The sequence below is a fragment of the Pseudomonas sp. NPDC099000 genome, assembly GCF_044759925.1.
Taxonomy (GTDB): Bacteria; Pseudomonadota; Gammaproteobacteria; order Pseudomonadales; family Pseudomonadaceae; genus Aquipseudomonas.
Genome location: NZ_JBIWAF010000001.1, coordinates 363,026 through 381,654 on the forward strand (window position 1 = coordinate 363,026; position 18,629 = coordinate 381,654).

General features: G+C 59.7%; 13 protein-coding genes and 1 pseudogene. 2 read left to right on the forward strand and 12 right to left on the reverse strand.

Annotated features, from left to right (window positions below; all coding sequences use genetic code 11):
- Positions 1-198 precede the first annotated feature (198 nt).
- The gene (locus ACIQV9_RS01795; protein WP_403097350.1) at positions 199-1,782 is read left to right on the forward strand and encodes an ABC-F family ATP-binding cassette domain-containing protein; all 1,584 of its coding nucleotides are present in this window, start codon (positions 199-201) and stop codon (positions 1,780-1,782) included.
- 6 nt (positions 1,783-1,788) lie between these two features.
- On the opposite strand, the gene ACIQV9_RS01800 is transcribed toward ACIQV9_RS01795, so the two are convergent.
- From ACIQV9_RS01800 to ACIQV9_RS01830, 7 genes are all read right to left on the reverse strand, one after another.
- Positions 1,789-3,429, reverse strand: a complete 1,641-nt coding sequence (locus ACIQV9_RS01800; RefSeq protein WP_403097353.1) for a BatD family protein — start codon at positions 3,427-3,429, stop codon at positions 1,789-1,791.
- Positions 3,426-5,165, reverse strand: coding sequence for a tetratricopeptide repeat protein (locus tag ACIQV9_RS01805; protein WP_403097355.1), 1,740 nt, complete (start codon positions 5,163-5,165; stop codon positions 3,426-3,428). Before ACIQV9_RS01805 ends, ACIQV9_RS01800 begins: the two co-directional genes overlap by 4 nt.
- Positions 5,162-6,241, reverse strand: a complete 1,080-nt coding sequence (locus tag ACIQV9_RS01810) for a vWA domain-containing protein (RefSeq protein ID WP_403097358.1) — start codon at positions 6,239-6,241, stop codon at positions 5,162-5,164. Before ACIQV9_RS01810 ends, ACIQV9_RS01805 begins: the two co-directional genes overlap by 4 nt.
- On the reverse strand, positions 6,234-6,728 hold the full coding sequence (locus tag ACIQV9_RS01815; RefSeq protein WP_109630619.1) for a DUF4381 domain-containing protein: 495 nt from the start codon (positions 6,726-6,728) through the stop codon (positions 6,234-6,236). Before ACIQV9_RS01815 ends, ACIQV9_RS01810 begins: the two co-directional genes overlap by 8 nt.
- Positions 6,725-7,669, reverse strand: a complete 945-nt coding sequence (locus ACIQV9_RS01820; protein ID WP_403097360.1) for a DUF58 domain-containing protein — start codon at positions 7,667-7,669, stop codon at positions 6,725-6,727. Before ACIQV9_RS01820 ends, ACIQV9_RS01815 begins: the two co-directional genes overlap by 4 nt.
- Before the next feature lie 5 nt (positions 7,670-7,674).
- Positions 7,675-8,634 (reverse strand): MoxR family ATPase, encoded by a 960-nt coding sequence (locus ACIQV9_RS01825; protein ID WP_008150800.1) that lies wholly within the window; start codon positions 8,632-8,634, stop codon positions 7,675-7,677.
- A gap of 272 nt (positions 8,635-8,906) precedes the next feature.
- The gene (locus tag ACIQV9_RS01830; RefSeq protein ID WP_403097364.1) at positions 8,907-9,260 is read right to left on the reverse strand and encodes a hypothetical protein; all 354 of its coding nucleotides are present in this window, start codon (positions 9,258-9,260) and stop codon (positions 8,907-8,909) included.
- A gap of 502 nt (positions 9,261-9,762) precedes the next feature.
- Here ACIQV9_RS01830 and ACIQV9_RS01835 point away from each other — a divergent pair.
- The gene (locus ACIQV9_RS01835; RefSeq protein WP_403097367.1) at positions 9,763-14,664 is read left to right on the forward strand and encodes an NAD-glutamate dehydrogenase; all 4,902 of its coding nucleotides are present in this window, start codon (positions 9,763-9,765) and stop codon (positions 14,662-14,664) included.
- Positions 14,665-14,734: 70 nt separating this feature from the next.
- Here ACIQV9_RS01835 and ACIQV9_RS01840 read toward each other — a convergent pair whose 3' ends face one another.
- The 5 genes and pseudogenes from ACIQV9_RS01840 to ACIQV9_RS01860 all read right to left on the reverse strand — a co-directional run.
- Positions 14,735-16,039, reverse strand: coding sequence for a hypothetical protein (locus ACIQV9_RS01840; protein WP_403097370.1), 1,305 nt, complete (start codon positions 16,037-16,039; stop codon positions 14,735-14,737).
- A 180-nt stretch (positions 16,040-16,219) separates the two neighbouring features.
- On the reverse strand, positions 16,220-16,927 hold the full coding sequence (locus ACIQV9_RS01845) for an ATPase (RefSeq protein ID WP_403097372.1): 708 nt from the start codon (positions 16,925-16,927) through the stop codon (positions 16,220-16,222).
- A gap of 224 nt (positions 16,928-17,151) precedes the next feature.
- Positions 17,152-17,565, reverse strand: a complete 414-nt coding sequence (locus ACIQV9_RS01850) for a cupin domain-containing protein (protein WP_403097374.1) — start codon at positions 17,563-17,565, stop codon at positions 17,152-17,154.
- A 246-nt stretch (positions 17,566-17,811) separates the two neighbouring features.
- The gene (locus ACIQV9_RS01855; RefSeq protein WP_403097377.1) at positions 17,812-18,105 is read right to left on the reverse strand and encodes a putative quinol monooxygenase; all 294 of its coding nucleotides are present in this window, start codon (positions 18,103-18,105) and stop codon (positions 17,812-17,814) included.
- A gap of 123 nt (positions 18,106-18,228) precedes the next feature.
- A pseudogene (locus tag ACIQV9_RS01860) lies at positions 18,229-18,621 on the reverse strand (PLP-dependent aminotransferase family protein); the annotation flags it as partial.
- Positions 18,622-18,629 lie beyond the last annotated feature (8 nt).

An 18,629-nucleotide genomic window follows, 5' to 3' on the forward strand; every position in this document is an offset into this window, starting at 1 on the left:
GAAATAAGGTAATGGCCGCGTGGAAAATGAGGGCGGCGAAAGGGGAGAGAGTTTAATGGCAAAAGCCCGGGGATGCTGAAAGCTTTGAAAGATTGCCTGTCGATTGTGTGAGGTTTCAGTATGGTAGGCAGCAGCCCGAGGTGACGAGACGGACGCTGTAAAGCAATACAGGGAGTTTTGATTAGTTAAGGAGACGTCATGACCCAACGGTTACTTCAACTTGATCAAGTGTCGTTCAACCTGCCCGACGGGCGCGTTCTGCTCGATCACTTGAGCCACACCTTCAGCACCAGGGCCACCGGCATCGTGGGCGCCAATGGCTGTGGCAAGTCCTTGCTTGGCCGGCTCCTGACGGGGGAGCAACTGCCCACCACTGGCATCGTCCGTCGCGAAGGTCGGGTTTACGCCGTGGCGCAGTTACTGGAACCCGAGCGCTATCCCAGCGTTGCGGCGCTGGCCGGGGTCGCCCCTATTCTGGCGGCGCTGGATCGAATTGCTCAGGGCAGCGTCGACGATGAAGACCATGCGCTGGCGGTCGATCAATGGGATTGCGCCACACGTCTTCAGGCGGAGCTGGAGAAGATCGGTCTGGACCGTTTGAATGCCGACTCGCCCACCGACGCCCTCAGTGGGGGCGAACGGCAACGGGTCGCGCTGCTGGGGGCGTGGTTGTCTCGGGCCGACTGGCTCATTCTGGATGAGCCCAGCAACCACCTGGATATTGATCAGCAACATAAGCTCGCGCAGCAGATCGATCGCTGGTCCAACGGTCTGGTCTTGATCAGTCACGACCGCGGCCTCTTGGAACACATGAGCGAAATCGTCGAGCTTTCACCTTTGGGGCTGGCGGCTTATGGCGGCAACTACAGTCAGTATGCGGCGGCGCGCGAGCAGGAGCAGCAGTCGTTCCAGTCGGCATTGCAAGGAGAGCGGGCACAGGCCAAGCGCGAGCAACGTGAGATGGCTGTGCAGATGGAGCGTCAGCAACGGCGTAATGCGCGCGGCGACCGTCAGGCCCGCGACGGCAATCAGACCAAACTGATCACCAATGCGCAGAAAGAGCGCAGTGAAAACAGTCAGGGAAAATTGCGCCTCAATCAACAGGTGGCCCGGGAGCAACAACAACAACGTATCGCCGAGGCCCGTGCGCGGTGTGCGCCGGACATTCAACGCATGATGCTGTCTCCGGAAAGCGTAGTGCCCAATGGCAAGCTGATTGTGCAACTCAACGAGGTCATTCTCCCGTTCGGTTACGCGGCGCCGGTCAATCTGACGCTGACGGGGCCTATGCGCATGGCAATCCTCGGCGCCAACGGCAGCGGCAAGTCGACTCTGTTGCGAGTGATCGCCGGCCAACTGCCGGTGCGCGAAGGCGAACTCACCCGCAGTTGCCATGTCGGCTGGCTGGATCAACACGCCGGATTACAGCACCCCGAACGTACGGCGGTGCAATGGCTCTACGAGAGCAATCCGGAGTTGCCCGAAGCCGAGGCGCGAACCCGGTTGGCGCAGATGGGTATTGATGCGGATCGAGCGACGCTCAAGACCTGTCAGTTGAGCGGTGGCGAGCGCCTGAAAATAGCCCTGGCGGCGCAGTTGTATGCACAGCGGCCACCGCAGCTACTGTTGCTGGATGAGCCGGACAACCATCTGGACTTGCCCAGTAAAATGGCGCTGGAGCAGATGCTTAATCAGTACCAAGGGGCATTGATCGTCGTCTCTCACGACAGCGCTTTTTTACAGGCCATTCATCTGGATGCCGAGTTCCATCTCAACAGCTAGGGACCGTTATTTCGGGTAAAGCGGCGGAAGCCCGCTGTCACCCACCGGTTCCTGCACCCGTTCGGCAATCGGGATCGCCTTGATCGCCCGCCACAGCTCTTCGCCTTGCCAGTGCTGGCCGGTTTCGCTGTAGAGCGCGCCGTTCAAGCCGTCCAGCGCGTCGGACAATGGCACGAAACGGGCGGCCATGTCGGCGAGGGTTTCCGGTTGTTGCCGGGCCCAGGCGTCGAGGGCCTGGCGGGTGGCGTGGGGCTCGTTGGCCTGACAGGCGCGCTTGAGTTCGTCGAGGACGGTGCGTGGGCTCGGGCCGGTCTGCGCGGCGCGCAGCACAGCCGGTTGCCAGCGGCCGCGCCACCAGAGGCCGAAGCCGAGCAGGGTGGTGCAGGCCAGAATCAAGGTGCTGAGTTTCCACTTCCACAGGGTTTCGCTGTCGACGCCGGCATTCACTTGCGCAGTGCTCATCGTCGTATCGACCACCAGGTTCGGGTTACTCGCCACTTGCAGGCTTCGGGCCGGCAGGCTGCTGTGTTCAAGGTGATCTTCGAAGGTGTTCCACCAGACCACTTCCACGGCTGGCAGCTCAATAGCGCCACTGCGGTTCGGCACCAATGCTTCGCGGTCCTCGCGACTGCCAATTAAGCCGCGGTCGTTACTTTCGTTGCTCAGTACCGGTTGATCCGGGTAGCGCCGCAGGCCGTTAACGTCGGTGGCGGGCAGCGGCGGCAGTTGGGAACTGGCCAGGCCTTCGGCCTTCAAGGTCAGGCCGCGGGTCAGCGAATCACCCACCTGCGCATGGTCCGGCTCCGGGTTCCAGCTTTCGCTCAGGCTCAGGCTGCGGGCCGGCAACCAAGGCAGGTCGGCAGGGTAAGTAATGGGTTTGGCCTTGACCGTCAGCAGAATCGGGGTGGAGCTGACACGCATCAGTTTCCCGGATTTCGGCGCCTGGGTGGTGGCGTCCTGGACGGGCTGCGCGTCGACGAGCGTGGCACTGAAGATCTGCGCCGGAATGGTCAATTCGCCGCTGTGTTGCGGGTAGATCGCATAGCGCATCTCGATCACGCCATGACGCAGAGTGTTGATGACTTTCTCGTACGTGCGCGACTCGCCCAGTTGTTCGATGCGCGCATCGGGAATCTGCAACGGGGTCAGGCTGCTGTCGTCGTACAGCGACACCGAATGGTAGATGCGCAAGGTCAGGATGGCCTGGGCTTGCACGTAAACGCTGGACTGGTCGAGGCTGGCGTCGATAAACACCGGCGCCAGTTTGTTCTTGGTGTCCTGGGTTTCGCTTTCGACCACTTGCACGGTGATCGGCTGGCTCTGCACCTCGCCTAGTTGCAGCGATGGAATCGTCACGCTGCCGTTTTCCTTGGGCAGCAAGGTGATGATCCAGCGCGTGGTGGCGCGGTTGTCGCCGTTGAGGGTGGTCAGTTGGTTGACCTGGCGGGTGCCGCGCACTTCGAACAGCGGTTCCAGCGGCGCCAGGTCAGGCTTGCCGAACTGGGTGACGTCGTTGGATTCCAGGGTCAGTTCGACCGTCTCGCCGGAGTTCAGGCGACTGCGATCGACACTGGCGACCAGCGCCGCCGCCTGGGCCTGAACGGCGCAGAACAGCAGGGCGAGCATGAAAAGGGTGAAGCGGGTCATCGCGTTTTTTCCTGATCCTGATGTTGTTGCTGTTCGTACCAGAATTTGCGCCTGAGCAATTCACCCGGGTCATCCGGGATCTTGCGCAGCCATTGCTCCAGCGCCTGCCGCTGTTCGTCATTGATGTTGTCGCTGGCCGGACGCATCGGTGGCGTGGTGTTTTGCTCGTCCCCCAGTTCGCTGCCGGGGACTTCATTGGCGCCCGGTTTCGGCGGTGTTGTGGCCTGTTGCCCGGCGTCCGGCGTGGTCTGCCCGGCGTCGGATTCTGGAGGGTCATTGTCCGCGGGTTGTGTGGCTGCACCCGGTGGCGGTTCTTGCTCGGTGTTTTTGGCCTCGTCATCGGCGGATTTCTGCGGCTCGACCGGTGGCGGTGCGTTTTTCTGCTTGAGCAGACTTTCCACCAGTGCCTTGTTGGTCTGCGCCGGGCGTAGATCCGGCTGGCGTTCCAGCGCCTGATCATAGGCATCCAGCGCCGCTTCCAGCTCACCGCTTTTGGCCAGGGCGTTGCCACGATTGTAGTGGGCGTGGGCATCGTTGCCCTGTGCGAACCGCTGGGCGGCGCCGCTGTAGTCGCCGGCCTCATAGAGCGCCACGCCTTGCCACTGCGGATCCTCAAAATGCTGCGAAGCCTTCGCCGGATGGCCTTGCCTGAGCAAATGCAGGCCCCGTTGATCGGGGCGCAGCCACAAGTCTTCGAAGTCGAAGGCATAGCTCGGTTGCGGCAACAGGAACAGCAGCGGCAGACAGAACAACCAGCCACGGCGACCGGCGCAGGCCGCCAGCAACAGCAACGGCAGCAGTAGCCAATAGCCCTGATCGGCCCAAGTGTCGAGGCGCAAGGTCTGGCCGTCGTTGCGCAGGGTGCGTGGACCGTCGAGCAGGCCGAGCCCGCGCAGGTCGGTATCGCCCAGTCGCGCCGGGCGATAGCGTCCGCCGAGCTCGTTGGCAAAGGCTTTCAGACTGGGGCTGTCCAGGTACGGCACAAGGATCGCGCCCTGGTCGTCCTTGAGGAAACTGCCATCCTCTTGCGCGACCGGCGCGCCTTCGGCGGTGCCGATGCCGAGCATCAGGAACTGCGTCGATTTTCGGTCCAGTGCCTGGCGAATGCCTTCACGTTCCAGGTCCGTCAAGGTGGAACCGATCAACAGGATCCGGCCTTCACCCAAATCCCCCTGATTCAGCAACGCCAGGGCCTTGGTCACTGCGAGGTCCGCGCGATGGCCGGCTTCGGGCATCAGCGAAGGCTTGAGCGCGTCCAGCAGATTACGGCTGGTCGACAGGTCATCCGACAGCGGCACCAAGGTGTGGGCGCTGCCGGCGAAGACGACGATTGCAGTCTGAGCATCGCTGCGCACTTGCAGCAGGTCCAACAGTTTGCGTCGGGCTTGTTCTAGTCTGTTTGGCGCAACATCGGTGGCGAGCATTTCCGGGGTCAGCTCAAGCACAACCACCAGCGGGTCGGCGGGTTTCTGACTGAGTTGTTCGACGCGCTCCCAACTCGGCCCCAACAAGGCCAAAACGGTCAGCACCCACGCTACGCCGAGGACGACCCACGGCAACTTGCTGTCGCGGCCGTTTCCACCGCTCAGCAAAGCAGCGTGGAAAGCCGGTGGCAGGATCATTTGCCAGCGTCCGGCGCGTTTTTGCCGATGCCAGAGTTGCCAGAGCAGCCAGCCCAACAGCGGCAACAACAGCAACCACCAGGGGCGAAACCAGTACGGCCACAGCGCACTCATCGGCGCCTCCGCAGACGCAGGCGTTTGAGCCGCTGGCGCCAGTCAGGCAGTTGCGTTTGCAAAAACAGATCCTTGGTAAACAGCCGTTGCAGCGGGTTGTCCGGCCAGCGCTCGCGCACCACCAGCAACATGCTCAACAACAACGCCAGCGCCAAAGGCCAGTGATACAACGCCTGCGCCGGGCGGGCCTGGGTCGGTTGTTGAGTCACGGGCTCGAGTGTGTCGAGGGTGTCCTTGATTACCTGCAGTTCTTTGCCATCGTGGGCGCGGAAGTACTGACCGCCGGTGGCTTGAGCGATGGCTTTCAACGCCGGCTCGTCGAGGTCCAGGCTCGGATTGATCCCAAGAAAACCCAAGGTGCCGCTTTGCTCCGGGTCGGCGCCGATACCGATCGGGTAGATTTTCACGCCTTCTTTGGCCGCCAGTCGCGCCGCCGTGAGCGGGTCGATCTCGCCGCCGTTGTTGGCGCCGTCCGTGACCAGGATCAGCACGCGGCTCTGGGCCGGGCGCATGCGCAGGCGTTTAAGGGCCAGGCCGATGGCATCACCGATGGCGGTGTTCTTGCCGGCGATGCCGATGCGCGCTTCGTCGAGCCACACGCGCACGGTGTGCCGGTCGAACGTCAAAGGCGCTTGCAAGTACGCCTGGCTGCCGAACAAGATCAGGCCGACGCGATCGCCGTTGCGACTTTCAAGGAAGTCACCGAGCAAATGCTGAACCAGCGACAGTCGGCTGACGTCTTCGTCCTGCCATTGCATGTCGGGGAAATCCATGGAGCCGGACACGTCCACGGCCACCAGCAGATCGCGACCACTGGCGGCGATCGGCAGCGGTTCGCCCAGCCATTGAGGGCGCGCCGCCGCTATCAGCAACAACAGCCACAACAGAATGAACGGTGCTTGCTGGCGCCAGGCCGGCAGGTTGGCCCGGGCACGGCGGCGGGCCAGGCCTTCGAGGTCATTGAGGAAGCTGACTTTGAGCGCCGGTTCGCCACTGTCGGCCACCGGCAGCAGGACGCGCATCAACCAGGGCAGCGGCAACAGGGCAAAGATCCACGGCCAGGCGAACTCAAACATGTTTGCGAATCCACGTATCGACGGCTTGAGTCAGGCCGGCGATGGCCTTGTCGTCGAGTTTGCATTCGGGTTTGTAGGCGCCTTCGACCAGCACCATCCAGCGGGTCAGGCCGGCGGCCGGGCAACGGTTGTCGAGGAACGCCAGCCACTTTCGCCCGTTGAGGGTGTGGCTCTGGCTGTAGGGGTAATGGTTGCGGCACAGGCGTTTGAGCAAACCGTTGAGTTGCTGCAACCAGGCACCGGCCGGGGCGCCGTCGTAAGGTTTCGGCATCAGCGCCAGTTCCGCCAGTGCGGCGATACGAACCGGGTCCAGCGGTTGTTCGGCGCGCACGATCGGGCGTTTGTCCGGAATGAAGCGCCGTGCCTTCCACAGGCCAAAACCGATCAGCGGCAGCAATAACAGCAACAGCCACCAGCCGGGCGCAGGCGGCCAGAACTCGATGGGTGGCGGGGAGATCAGCGGTTGCAGTTGATCGAGGCTGCTCATCGGCCTTTCCCCGGTTTTTGTGGGTTCAGGTATTCGCGCAGTTGCTCGACCATCTCGCTCTGGGTGCTCAACGGCATCAGCAATACGCGCAGCTTTTGCGCGAGCAGTTCCCAGCGGGCAATGCGCGTTTCGGCCTGGGCGCGGTAGGTCTGGCGCAGGTCGAAATTCAACGTGTCGAGTTCCAGTTGCGCGCCACGTTCGGCGAAGCGCAGCAGCCCGGCGGCGGGCAGGGCGTGATCCAGCGGGTCGGACAGCGGCAACAGCAGCAGGTCGCAATGGCGCGATAACAGGCTCAGCTGCTGTTCAGAACCTTCAGTCAAGGCACGTTCATCACAGATCACGATCACCAGACTGCCAGGACGCAGCACTTCCCGCGCACGGCGCAGCGCCAGGTTCAGGGAATCGCGGTTCTGCTCGCTTTCGGTGTGCAGTGACTGATTGACCCGCACCAGACGATTAAGCAGTTGCAGCAGGCTTTGTTTGCTGCGCCGGGGTTTGATCTCGTAGTGCTCGTTGTCGCCGAACACCAGCCCACCGACCCGGTCGTTATGGCCGAGGGCTGCCCAGCCGATCAGGCTCGCGGCCTGGGCGGCGAGCACCGATTTGAACATCAGCCCCGAACCGAAAAACAGCCGGCGACTTTGCTCGACCATGATGAAAATCGGCCGCTCGCGCTCTTCATGGAACAGCTTGGTGTGGGGTTCCTGGGTGCGGGCGGTGACGCGCCAGTCGATGCTTCGCACGTCATCGCCAGCCTGATAGACCCGCACCTGATCGAAGTCCACCCCGCGCCCGCGCAGTTTGGAGTGGTGCAAGCCGATCAGCGGGCTGCGCTGGCTCGGTGTGGAAAACAGTTGCACTTCACGCACGCGATGGCGCATCTCGATCAGCTCTGCGAGGCTGACACGGATGCCCGGCTCGGGCGGCAGGAGGGCGTTCATCGGGGTCAAGCGACGGCTACGACGTCGAGAATCCGCTGGACCACCCGGTCCTGGTCGATGCCCGCGGCTTCGGCTTCAAAGGAAAGAATGATGCGATGACGCAGCACATCGAACAGCACGGCTTGAATGTCTTCCGGGCTGACGAAGTCGCGACCGGCCAGCCAGGCGTGGGCCCGGGCGCAACGGTCGAGGGCGATCGAGCCGCGCGGGCTGGCGCCATAGGCGATCCACTCGGCCATCTCCGGGTCGAACTTGGCCGGGGTGCGTGTGGCCATGACTAGTTGCACCAGGTATTCCTCCACGGCGTCGGCCATGTACAAACCAAGGATTTCCTTGCGCGCGGCAAAAATCGCCTGCTGGCTGACCCGGCGCTCGGGCTTGGTTTCGCCGTTCAGCGCTTCGCCACGGGCCTGTTGCAGGATCCGACGTTCGACGGCGGCGTCCGGGAAGCCGATTTTCACGTGCATCAGGAACCGGTCAAGCTGCGCTTCGGGCAACGGGTAGGTGCCTTCCTGTTCGATCGGGTTTTGCGTGGCCATCACCAAAAACAGCGGCGACAGCTCATACGTGCTGCGCCCGACGCTGACCTGGCGCTCGCCCATGGCTTCCAGAAGGGCTGATTGAACCTTGGCCGGGGCGCGGTTGATTTCATCTGCCAGCACCAGGTTGTGGAAGATCGGGCCTTGCTGGAACACGAAGCTGCCGGTTTCCGGGCGATAGATTTCCGTGCCGGTGATGTCGGCCGGCAGCAGGTCGGGGGTGAACTGGATGCGATGGAACTGGGCTTCGATGCCTTCGGCGAGTTCTTTGATGGCCTTGGTCTTGGCCAGCCCGGGGGCGCCCTCGACCAGCATGTGGCCGTCGGCGAGCAAGGCGATGAGCAAGCGCTCGATGAGTTTTTCCTGGCCGAGAATCTGCGTTGAAAGAAAGGTTCGCAGCGCTAGCAGCGCTTCACGATGTTCCATCGATGACTGTTCCTGGAAAGGGTGACCGAAGACGTTCGAATAACGCCAGGGCTGGGGGCGTTACTTTAATCCATCGCGGGGGGCGGCGACTAACGGCATTTTGTGCAAAGTGTGGGAAATGGTTGGGGAAATTGTTTGAAAATTGTAGGGCGGGGCAATGGTGTTGTTCTTTCGGACGCCTTCGCGGGCAAGCCCCGCTCCTACACCAGGACCCGTGCTGGACCTGTAGGAGCGAGGCTTGCCCGCGAAGGGGCCGGCACAGGCGCCGAAAATCAGAGCTCGCTTATATAGGTGCCAGTCCCCTTGAGGATGTTCTGCAACGTTTCTTCAACCTCCGCCAGATCGCTCGCATCCGTGCTGTGAATGATCTCCAGCGAATCATCCCCATTCAACGCATCCGCATCCGCCGCCGCGATTTCGATCAGCAATCGGGTAGGGCTGAGAGTGACTTTCACACCGTCCAGCGTCGAAGGCTCACCGTCGAGGGTGATTTCCAGCTCGTCTTCGTCCGGGTAGCGGGTCATCAGGAACATGTCGCCCTGATCGCTGTGGCAGCAGAGCATCGCCATGTTGTCTTCTTCGTCATCGCACGGGTTGACGATCAAGAGTTGGGTGGTCATTTGCATGGGGAAATCCTGGCTCGGCGAGCGTTGAGAGCGCAATAAAAGGCGATTCTGCCAGCCCTCGGGAATTTCTGCTCGCCTGAGTGTCAGAGGATATGTCGTGAACACTTGGAGTGTTGCTGGTCATTTCTGGTACTGATGTGCCGTAAAACCGGGGATAAACCGCCCGTTTTCCTGTGTGACTGCTAGTGTTGTTCGAGGCGTATGCCGCGAGCTGCGTACCGATGACCGAATATGTCGCAGCGCCGCAAGCACAGGCCTTGCCGCACTCGTTAAGCTGCGCATCGAATGGATATCCGTAAAGACATTGTGCAATTCATCGCACAGGCGTTTTTGCCGATAACCCTCATGGAAGGTGAATGTGACCTGAGTGTCTCGTCCAGCTTCACCCACCTGTCATCCTGTTTCCTCTGCCCGAGAATCAGGAACAGGGTGACGGATCGCCCCGAAAGGGGTTTTGCACGCGACGCTTCCATCAATAACAAGCCCAAGCGGAGTACCACAGATGGCGTTCTTCACCGCAGCCAGCAAAGCCGACTTCCAGCACCAACTGCAAGCGGCACTGGCCCAGCACATCAGTGAACAGGCACTGCCACAAGTGGCGCTGTTCGCTGAACAATTCTTCGGCATCATTTCCCTGGACGAGCTGACCCAGCGTCGGTTGTCCGACCTCGCCGGCTGCACCCTTTCTGCGTGGCGCCTGCTTGAGCGCTTCGATCACGCGCAACCGCAAGTGCGCGTCTACAACCCGGATTACGAACGCCACGGCTGGCAGTCGACCCACACCGCGGTCGAAGTGCTGCACCACGACCTGCCATTCCTGGTGGACTCGGTGCGTACCGAGCTGAACCGTCGCGGCTACAGCATTCATACCCTGCAAACCACTGTGCTGAGCGTGCGTCGCGGCAGCAAGGGCGAGCTGCTGGAAATCCTGCCTAAAGGCACCCAGGGCGAAGGGATCCTGCAAGAATCGCTGATGTACCTGGAAATCGACCGTTGCGCCAATTCGGCCGAACTGAATGTCCTGAGCAAGGAACTGGAACAGGTTCTCGGTGAAGTCCGCGTCGCAGTCGCCGATTTCGAACCGATGAAAGCCAAAGTCCAGGAAATCCTCACCGGTCTGGACAACAGCCAGTTCGCTGTCGATCCTGAAGAAAAAGCCGAAATCAAAAGCTTTCTGGAATGGCTGGTGGGCAACCACTTCACGTTCCTGGGCTATGAAGAATTCGTGGTTCGCGATGAAGTCGACGGCGGCCACATCGTCTACGACCAGGATTCCTTCCTGGGTCTGACCAAGCTGCTGCGCACCGGCCTGACCTACGATGACCTGCGCATCGAAGACTATGCCGTGAACTACCTGCGCGAACCGACCCTGTTGTCGTTCGCCAAGGCTGCACACCCAAGCCGTGTACACCGTCCGGCTTACCCGGATTATGTGTCGATTCGTGAAATCGACGCCGACGGCAAAGTCATCAAGGAATACCGTTTCATGGGCCTGTACACCTCTTCGGTGTATGGCGAGAGCGTGCGGGTCATTCCGTACATCCGCCGCAAGGTCGAGGAAATCGAACGCCGTTCCGGCTTCCAGGCCAAGGCTCACCTGGGCAAGGAACTGGCGCAGGTGGTCGAAGTGCTGCCGCGCGATGATCTGTTCCAGACCCCGGTGGACGAACTGTTCAGCACCGTGATGTCGATCGTGCAGATCCAGGAACGCAACAAGATCCGCGTGTTCCTGCGCAAAGACCCATACGGCCGTTTCTGCTACTGCCTGGCCTACGTGCCGCGTGACATCTACTCCACCGAAGTGCGCCAGAAGATCCAGCAAGTGCTGATGGATCGCCTGAAAGCCTCGGACTGCGAGTTCTGGACCTTCTTCTCCGAATCCGTGCTGGCTCGCGTACAACTGATCCTGCGCGTCGATCCGAAGAACCGTCTCGACATCGACCCGGTCCTGCTGGAAAAAGAAGTGGTTCAAGCCTGCCGCAGTTGGCAGGACGACTACGCCAGCCTGACGGTTGAAAGCTTCGGCGAAGCGAGCGGCACCAACGTGCTGGCCGACTTCCCGAAAGGCTTCCCGGCCGGTTACCGCGAGCGTTTCGCTGCCCACTCGGCCGTGGTCGACATGCAGCACCTGCTGAGCCTGAACGAAAAAAATCCGCTGGTGATGAGCTTCTATCAGCCACTGGGTCAGGTCTCCGGTCAGCGCGAGCTGCACTGCAAGCTGTATCACGCCGACACGCCGCTGGCGCTGTCCGACGTGTTGCCGATCCTGGAAAACCTCGGTCTGCGCGTGCTGGGTGAATTCCCGTACCGTCTGCGTCACAACAGTGGCCGCGAGTTCTGGATTCACGACTTCGCGTTCACCGCTGCTGAAGGCCTGGAACTCGATATCCAGCAACTCAACGACACCTTGCAGGACGCCTTCGTCCACATCGTCCGTGGCGATGCCGAGAACGATGCGTTCAACCGCCTGGTGCTGACCGCTGGCCTGCCTTGGCGTGATGTGGCGCTGCTGCGCGCTTACGCCCGTTACATGAAGCAGATCCGTCTGGGCTTCGACCTGGGTTACATCGCCAGCACCCTGAACAACCACACCGACATCGCTCGCGAGTTGACCCGGTTGTTCAAGACCCGTTTCTACCTGGCGCGCAAGCTGACCAGCGACGATCTGGAAGACAAGCAGCAACGCCTGGAACACGCGATCATTGCCGCACTGGACGAAGTCCAGGTGCTCAACGAAGACCGCATCCTGCGTCGCTACCTGGACCTGATCAAGGCCACGCTGCGGACCAACTTCTACCAGACCGATGCGAACGGCAAGAACAAGTCCTACTTCAGCTTCAAGTTCAACCCGCACCAGATTCCCGAGCTGCCGAAGCCAGTACCGAAGTTCGAAATCTTCGTTTACTCGCCTCGCGTCGAAGGCGTGCACCTGCGCTTCGGCAATGTGGCGCGCGGTGGTCTGCGCTGGTCTGACCGTGAAGAAGACTTCCGTACCGAAGTCCTGGGCCTGGTAAAAGCCCAGCAAGTGAAGAACTCGGTCATCGTGCCGGTGGGCGCCAAGGGCGGCTTCCTGCCGCGTCGCTTGCCGCTGGGCGGCAGCCGTGACGAGATCGCGGCCGAGGGCATCGCCTGCTACCGCATCTTCATCTCGGGCCTGTTGGACATCACCGACAACCTGAAGGACGGCGCGCTGGTTCCGCCGGCCAACGTCGTGCGTCATGACGACGATGACCCGTACCTGGTGGTCGCTGCGGACAAGGGCACTGCGACCTTCTCCGACATCGCCAACGGTATTGCCATCGACTACGGCTTCTGGCTCGGCGATGCCTTCGCATCGGGCGGCTCGGCCGGTTACGACCACAAGAAGATGGGCATCACTGCCAAAGGCGCGTGGGTCGGCGTTCAACGTCACTTCCGCGAGCGCGGCATCAATGTCCAGGAAGACAGCATCACCGTGGTGGGCGTCGGCGACATGGCCGGCGACGTGTTCGGTAACGGCTTGTTGATGTCTGACAAGCTGCAACTGGTCGCAGCGTTCAACCACCTGCACATCTTCATCGACCCGAACCCTGAGCCGGCCAACAGCTTCGCCGAGCGTCAGCGCCTGTTCGACCTGCCGCGTTCGGCGTGGTCGGATTACGACACCAGCATCATGTCCGAAGGCGGCGGGATCTTCTCCCGTAGCGCGAAAAGCATCGCGATTTCCCCGCAGATGAAAGAGCGTTTCGACATCCAGGCTGACAAGCTGACCCCGACCGAACTGCTCAATGCCTTGCTCAAGGCCCCGGTAGATCTGTTGTGGAACGGCGGTATCGGCACCTACGTCAAAGCCAGCAGCGAAAGCCACGCCGATGTCGGCGACAAGGCCAACGATGCACTGCGCGTGAACGGCAACGAACTGCGCTGCAAAGTCGTGGGCGAGGGCGGTAACCTCGGTATGACCCAGCTGGGTCGTGTCGAATTCGGCCTCAATGGCGGCGGTTCCAACACCGACTTCATCGACAACGCCGGTGGTGTGGACTGCTCCGACCACGAAGTGAACATCAAGATCCTGCTGAACGAAGTGGTTCAGGCCGGTGACATGACCGACAAGCAACGTAACCAGTTGCTGGCGAGCATGACCGACGAAGTCGGCAACCTGGTGCTGGGCAACAACTACAAGCAGACTCAGGCCCTGTCCCTGGCGGCCCGCCGTGCTTTCGTGCGGATTGCCGAATACAAGCGCCTGATGAACGATCTGGAAGGCCGCGGCAAGCTGGATCGCGCCATCGAGTTCCTGCCGGCTGAAGAAGCAATCAATGAGCGCCTCGCGGAAGGCCACGGCCTGACCCGTGCCGAGCTGTCGGTGCTGATCTCCTACAGCAAGATCGACCTCAAGGAAGCGCTGCTCAACTCCCAGGTGCCGGACGACGACTACCTGACCCGCGACATGGAAACCGCTTTCCCGCCAAGCCTGGTGAGCAAGTTCTCCGAAGCCATGCGTCGTCACCGTCTGAAGCGCGAAATCGTCAGCACCCAGATCGCCAACGATCTGGTGAACCACATGGGCATCACCTTCGTTCAGCGACTCAAAGAGTCGACCGGCATGAGCCCGGCGAACGTGGCCGGTGCTTATGTGATCGTGCGTGACATCTTCCACCTCCCGCACTGGTTCCGTCAGATCGAAGCCCTGGATTACCAGGTCTCCGCCGACGTGCAACTGGAGCTGATGGACGAGCTGATGCGCCTGGGCCGTCGCGCTACGCGCTGGTTCCTGCGTGCCCGTCGCAACGAGCAGAATGCTGCCCGTGACGTCGCGCACTTCGGTCCGCACCTGAAGGAGTTGGGCCTCAAGCTCGACGATCTGCTCAGCGGCGAGATCCGCGAAACCTGGCAGGCGCGTTATCAAGCGTACGTCGAAGCCGGTGTGCCGGAGTTACTGGCGCGCATGGTGGCTGGCACCACGCACCTGTACACCCTGCTGCCGATCATCGAGGCCTCCGACGTGACCGGCCAGAACCCTGCGGACGTGGCCAAGGCTTACTTCGCCGTGGGCAGTGCGCTGGACATCACCTGGTACCTGCAACAGATCAGCGCTCTGCCGGTTGAAAACAACTGGCAGGCCCTGGCCCGTGAAGCGTTCCGTGATGACGTCGACTGGCAGCAACGTGCGATCACCATCTCCGTCCTGCAACAGGGCGACGGCACTCAGGACGTGGAAACCCGTCTGGAGCTGTGGATGGAACAGCACGAAGGCATGATCGAACGCTGGCGCGCCATGCTGGTGGAAATCCGTGCCGCCAGCGGCACTGACTACGCCATGTACGCGGTGGCCAACCGTGAACTGCTGGACCTGGCGTTGAGCGGGCAAGCGGTAGTGCCTGCACCTGTCACAGCAGCTGCCGAGCTGGAACCGGCTGCCTGATCAGGCGTTGAATGAAAAAGCCCCGTCTCGAGAGAGGCGGGGCTTTTTTTATGCTGGACGCCTTTGATGGTCAGCCCAGGCAACGAAGAGCGAAGCTACTCACCCCGTTTTCAGTGGGTAGTGAGAAGCCGACAGCGACGATCTGATTTTCTTGGATGTCGATGGATTGACCTATATCGATCTTGTCAGTCAGGTCAATGCGTAACAGCCCTTGCTCGTTACCGAACTTATGGTCCAGTTCTCCATTCAGGTGGAATTTAGCGATGATTATTTGTGTGTTCGCCAAACCCAGCGTGGTGCCGATCGTAACGATCCTGTCTGCTCGTACGGTACCGGATACCCATTGAGTACTCAGCCGTACAAAATCGTTGGGCGTCAGAACCGGTTCGCCTTTATTGAAGTCCCTTACCGGGACACCGTTAGTGTCGAGGCATACCAACAACCCTTTCTGAACACCAACACGCACGCTGCCGATACCCAGAATATTGCCGTTGTCCATCTGGGTGATTGTAAAAATCTCGCTTGTATCGCCGATCGACTCAAGCAGAACAAAACCTTCGTCGCCGAAACTCGCTACTGGTTTGCCCTCCGCGCTATAAAGGGCGATCATCCCAATGTTTGTCTCGTCTTTGTAAACCAATCCAGCGACCGCAAATGTTCCATCAGTGAGGCGGATCAATGAGTTGGCCGTAGTGAAGTGATCGATGCATTGGATGATCACGTAACCTGTCCCATCGCCAAACGTTAGATCTAGTGCGCCGTTTCTCTCAAGGCGTATCAGTAGGCCAACGCCATCATCGTAGCTGTACAGATGGTTGCTCATGACCATAAGCTTTCCGTCCGGAAGCTCAAGTGAAAAACCGTTTTGACTCGTCGTGGGGGTGCTCTTTGGCTCTTGCTTTACGGCGGGTAATTTAAACGATGATGGGCTGAGCGGGTGAACAACGGTTACCCCGTCATTACCAAATTCCTTGATGGGGCTCCCCTTAGAGTCAAACAGAGCCAGCCCGAGTTGCGGCGGCGAATCCTGTTCTTTAAAGAAAAAACCTTTGAGCAGGAATTCACCACTCTGCAGCACCGTGATACTCTCTCCTTGTGAGCCACCATTGCCTGGTGCGAACTTCCCGGTAACGATGCCGTTATTGCCAAAGTCTTTGTCTTGTGTACCATTGGCGTTCAGTCGCACCACTGAAAAATCCGATCCGGAATTTCCAGCAATCAGCAGTTTATTTTCCTTATTACTCGGAGCAACGGTGACTCCCTTGGCATAGCCGCTGGGTGCGTCGCCATTGTCAATCCAGGTAATTCCCTTGCCATCCGGCCCGAAAGCAGGGTCCAGGTGCTCGTTTCTTGTAGCTGCTTGTTTACTCGACATATTGATGCTCCCTGAACGAATTTACGGTACCTGCGTAAGGCGACGTCCCCTAAAACGCATCAGGGGCTGTACAACGCATTGAGAATATTTGAGGGGGAAGTAAGTGTGCTGTCTACTGTCAACGTTGACAGTAGACAGGCTGAGAAAGTTGAGATTTGGGTGTTTGGTCGTTCCGATGATCTATTGGATATTTGAGGTGGGCTTGCTCGAAAGGGAGAACTTATCTGTCGGCCTGGTCAATAAATTACTGAGCGACTGGTCAAACTTTTGCAATGCCCGAACTTGCACATTCTGTTGTTCGTTAATACCCGCCACGATATCTTCGCTACGTTTGTAGTCTGCCCATAACGGACTCAGCGCTTTGGCGTCATGCCCTTGCGCAGTGCCGATGTAATTGAAATTCTTGTCATAAAACTGCGCACTCACATCCGCTTGGATATCCGAACTGTGCGATGTCATCAATTGACTGCGCGTGTCGATGATGGCGACCACATCGGGCTTCGCAGCCCTGAGGCTTTGCATGTCCGGGTACACCGTCACCGAACCGAAATGACGTTGCAACGATGCCTTGACCCAGTCCACCGCATGCTCGGGTTTGGAGCTGGCCACGTAGGCGTCGTGGATCGGCTGCACCAGCAGGCTCTGGCCGAAACCGGTGCCGGCGTTGGCCTGGTAGTGTTGCAGGTAGGCGCGGTTGGTCTGGGTGTTGCGGCTGTAGACGATGCCCAACGAAACCTGGCTGCCATTGGGAACGTGCGTGGCATTGCTGCGGCCAACCGGTTCAGTGAAGAGGCCCTCCAGCGAAGACACGGCTTTGGGTGCGGTGGGAACCGAGCAGCCCGCCAAGAGAACGGTCACTGTTAATGTACTGACAAGTGCAAGTTTCATGGTGTTACTCCAGTAAAACAACTTGAGTCGGAAAGTTGTAGTCGGAGAGTCCGGCATGTGTTCAGACTAAACCTGTCACCGGACAATGAAATAGCCAATCACTGCACTTCTTGGGAGGCCAATAGTTTAATTGGATTTAAGTGATGCCCGGTAATTGCGCCTGGAAATAAAAAGGACCGAAACGTTAATTTGGGCCTCTTTATTTATGGCTATCCCTTCAGCCATCAGTTTTCCAAGGGGATCAACACTTTCTCGTCGGGGGACAAAACCATGAATACCAACAGTTTGGCGGGCTTGGTTGTACTGGCATTTTTCGAGACCAAATGTTCCGAACCGGCCGGTTCGTACCAATACTGCCCGGCCTTGTAAGTGATTGCTTTCTCACCCTTCACTTGAGAAATGATCGAGCCTGAAAGCACATATGCCATGGCAGTGCCTTCATGCTTGTGGGCAATCGACGATTGGCCGGGTTTGTAGTCGACCTCGATCATCATGGCTTTTTTGCCGGGCACGTTTTTCAGCGCTTCATCCTGCAAAACCGTGACCTTCTCCGAAGGGCTTTCGTGAGCAATGGCAGTCGCAGAAATGGTCAGGGCAAGGGCGGCCAGGGGAGCCGCAAGGAAACGCAAAGCTTTCATGGTTCTTTACCTGCGGTTAGTGAGTTGTCAGAAACAACAATAGTCCGCAGGTTGGGCCAATCAAACAGCCAATATTCGTGAAGGTGAGGGGACCAATCTGTACCTGCCCTGTGGCGAGGGGATTTATCCCATTGGGCCGCGAAGCGACCCCCTGCATTCCTCCAGACACACAGAGTTTGCAGGATTGACGACTGCTTCGCAGCCGAACGGGGATAAATCCCCTCACCACAGGGCAGCTACAGGGCGTTAGCGAATCGGGAAGCTATTGAAGTCGACGGCATTCGCCAATTGGTTGTCGATCAGGCCGATAAAGCCTTGTACTTCAGGGCAGTTGAAATGCGATTGCATGGCCGCTTCCGATTGCCAGTGGGCGCTGACGGTCCAGCGGTTGCTGTCCTCTGGGCAGCGGTCGACCATATAGGATTCACAGCCCGGTTGTTGACGCAGGGTATCGACAATCTTTTGCAGTTGCTTACCCAGTTCTTCCGAGCGGCCGGCGGCGGCCTGCACCTTTACGGTATTGATCACTTCTTTGGACATTGCTCACACTCCTGAATCAGGCCGGACGAATCCTGCTCATTGAGGGATAACGCTTATGCAGGATAGGCCTGCACCTGTGGACCGCCAATAGCCAATCGCCGGATAAAGCCGCAGACCAATCGATCAGGCCACCTGCTGCAAAATGTCGCGCAAACGGTCCAGGGCAATGTCGATGTCCAGGGTTTCGATGGCGCCAAAGCCCAGGAAGAGCCCGGCCCGAGGCGTTTGCTGGTAGAAAAAGCTGTCGGTGGCGTAGAGCCCGACTTCGACCTTTTTCGCCAATTCGATCACCAATGGAATATCGATAGGCACTTTGCACATAACCACCATGTGGAACCCGGCGGTAGTAGGCACAGGTTCCAGCCAGGGTGAAAGGTCGCCCGCCATGCGCGACAGAATTCGCTCGCGGCGCCCGGCATAGATCGTATGGCCGCGCCGGATGTGCTTGAGCAGGCAACCTTCGGCGATGAATTTGGCCAGCGCCCATTGGGGTAAGGTGGACGTGTGCAGGTCGGTAGAAAGCG

What these genes read in the sequence shown, in the direction of transcription:
- ACIQV9_RS01815 (WP_109630619.1), bottom strand. Translation starts at nt 6,728, where the DNA reads ATGAGCAGCCTCGATCAACTGCAACCGCTGATCTCCCCGCCACCCATC.
- ACIQV9_RS01840 (WP_403097370.1), bottom strand. Translation starts at nt 16,039, where the DNA reads ATGTCGAGTAAACAAGCAGCTACAAGAAACGAGCACCTGGACCCTGCT.
- ACIQV9_RS01825 (WP_008150800.1), bottom strand. Translation starts at nt 8,634, where the DNA reads ATGGAACATCGTGAAGCGCTGCTAGCGCTGCGAACCTTTCTTTCAACG.
- ACIQV9_RS01810 (WP_403097358.1), bottom strand. Translation starts at nt 6,241, where the DNA reads ATGTTTGAGTTCGCCTGGCCGTGGATCTTTGCCCTGTTGCCGCTGCCC.
- ACIQV9_RS01850 (WP_403097374.1), bottom strand. Translation starts at nt 17,565, where the DNA reads ATGAAAGCTTTGCGTTTCCTTGCGGCTCCCCTGGCCGCCCTTGCCCTG.
- ACIQV9_RS01855 (WP_403097377.1), bottom strand. Translation starts at nt 18,105, where the DNA reads ATGTCCAAAGAAGTGATCAATACCGTAAAGGTGCAGGCCGCCGCCGGC.
- ACIQV9_RS01800 (WP_403097353.1), bottom strand. Translation starts at nt 3,429, where the DNA reads ATGACCCGCTTCACCCTTTTCATGCTCGCCCTGCTGTTCTGCGCCGTT.
- ACIQV9_RS01795 (WP_403097350.1), top strand. Translation starts at nt 199, where the DNA reads ATGACCCAACGGTTACTTCAACTTGATCAAGTGTCGTTCAACCTGCCC.
- ACIQV9_RS01805 (WP_403097355.1), bottom strand. Translation starts at nt 5,165, where the DNA reads ATGAGTGCGCTGTGGCCGTACTGGTTTCGCCCCTGGTGGTTGCTGTTG.
- ACIQV9_RS01845 (WP_403097372.1), bottom strand. Translation starts at nt 16,927, where the DNA reads ATGAAACTTGCACTTGTCAGTACATTAACAGTGACCGTTCTCTTGGCG.
- ACIQV9_RS01830 (WP_403097364.1), bottom strand. Translation starts at nt 9,260, where the DNA reads ATGCAAATGACCACCCAACTCTTGATCGTCAACCCGTGCGATGACGAA.
- ACIQV9_RS01835 (WP_403097367.1), top strand. Translation starts at nt 9,763, where the DNA reads ATGGCGTTCTTCACCGCAGCCAGCAAAGCCGACTTCCAGCACCAACTG.
- ACIQV9_RS01820 (WP_403097360.1), bottom strand. Translation starts at nt 7,669, where the DNA reads ATGAACGCCCTCCTGCCGCCCGAGCCGGGCATCCGTGTCAGCCTCGCA.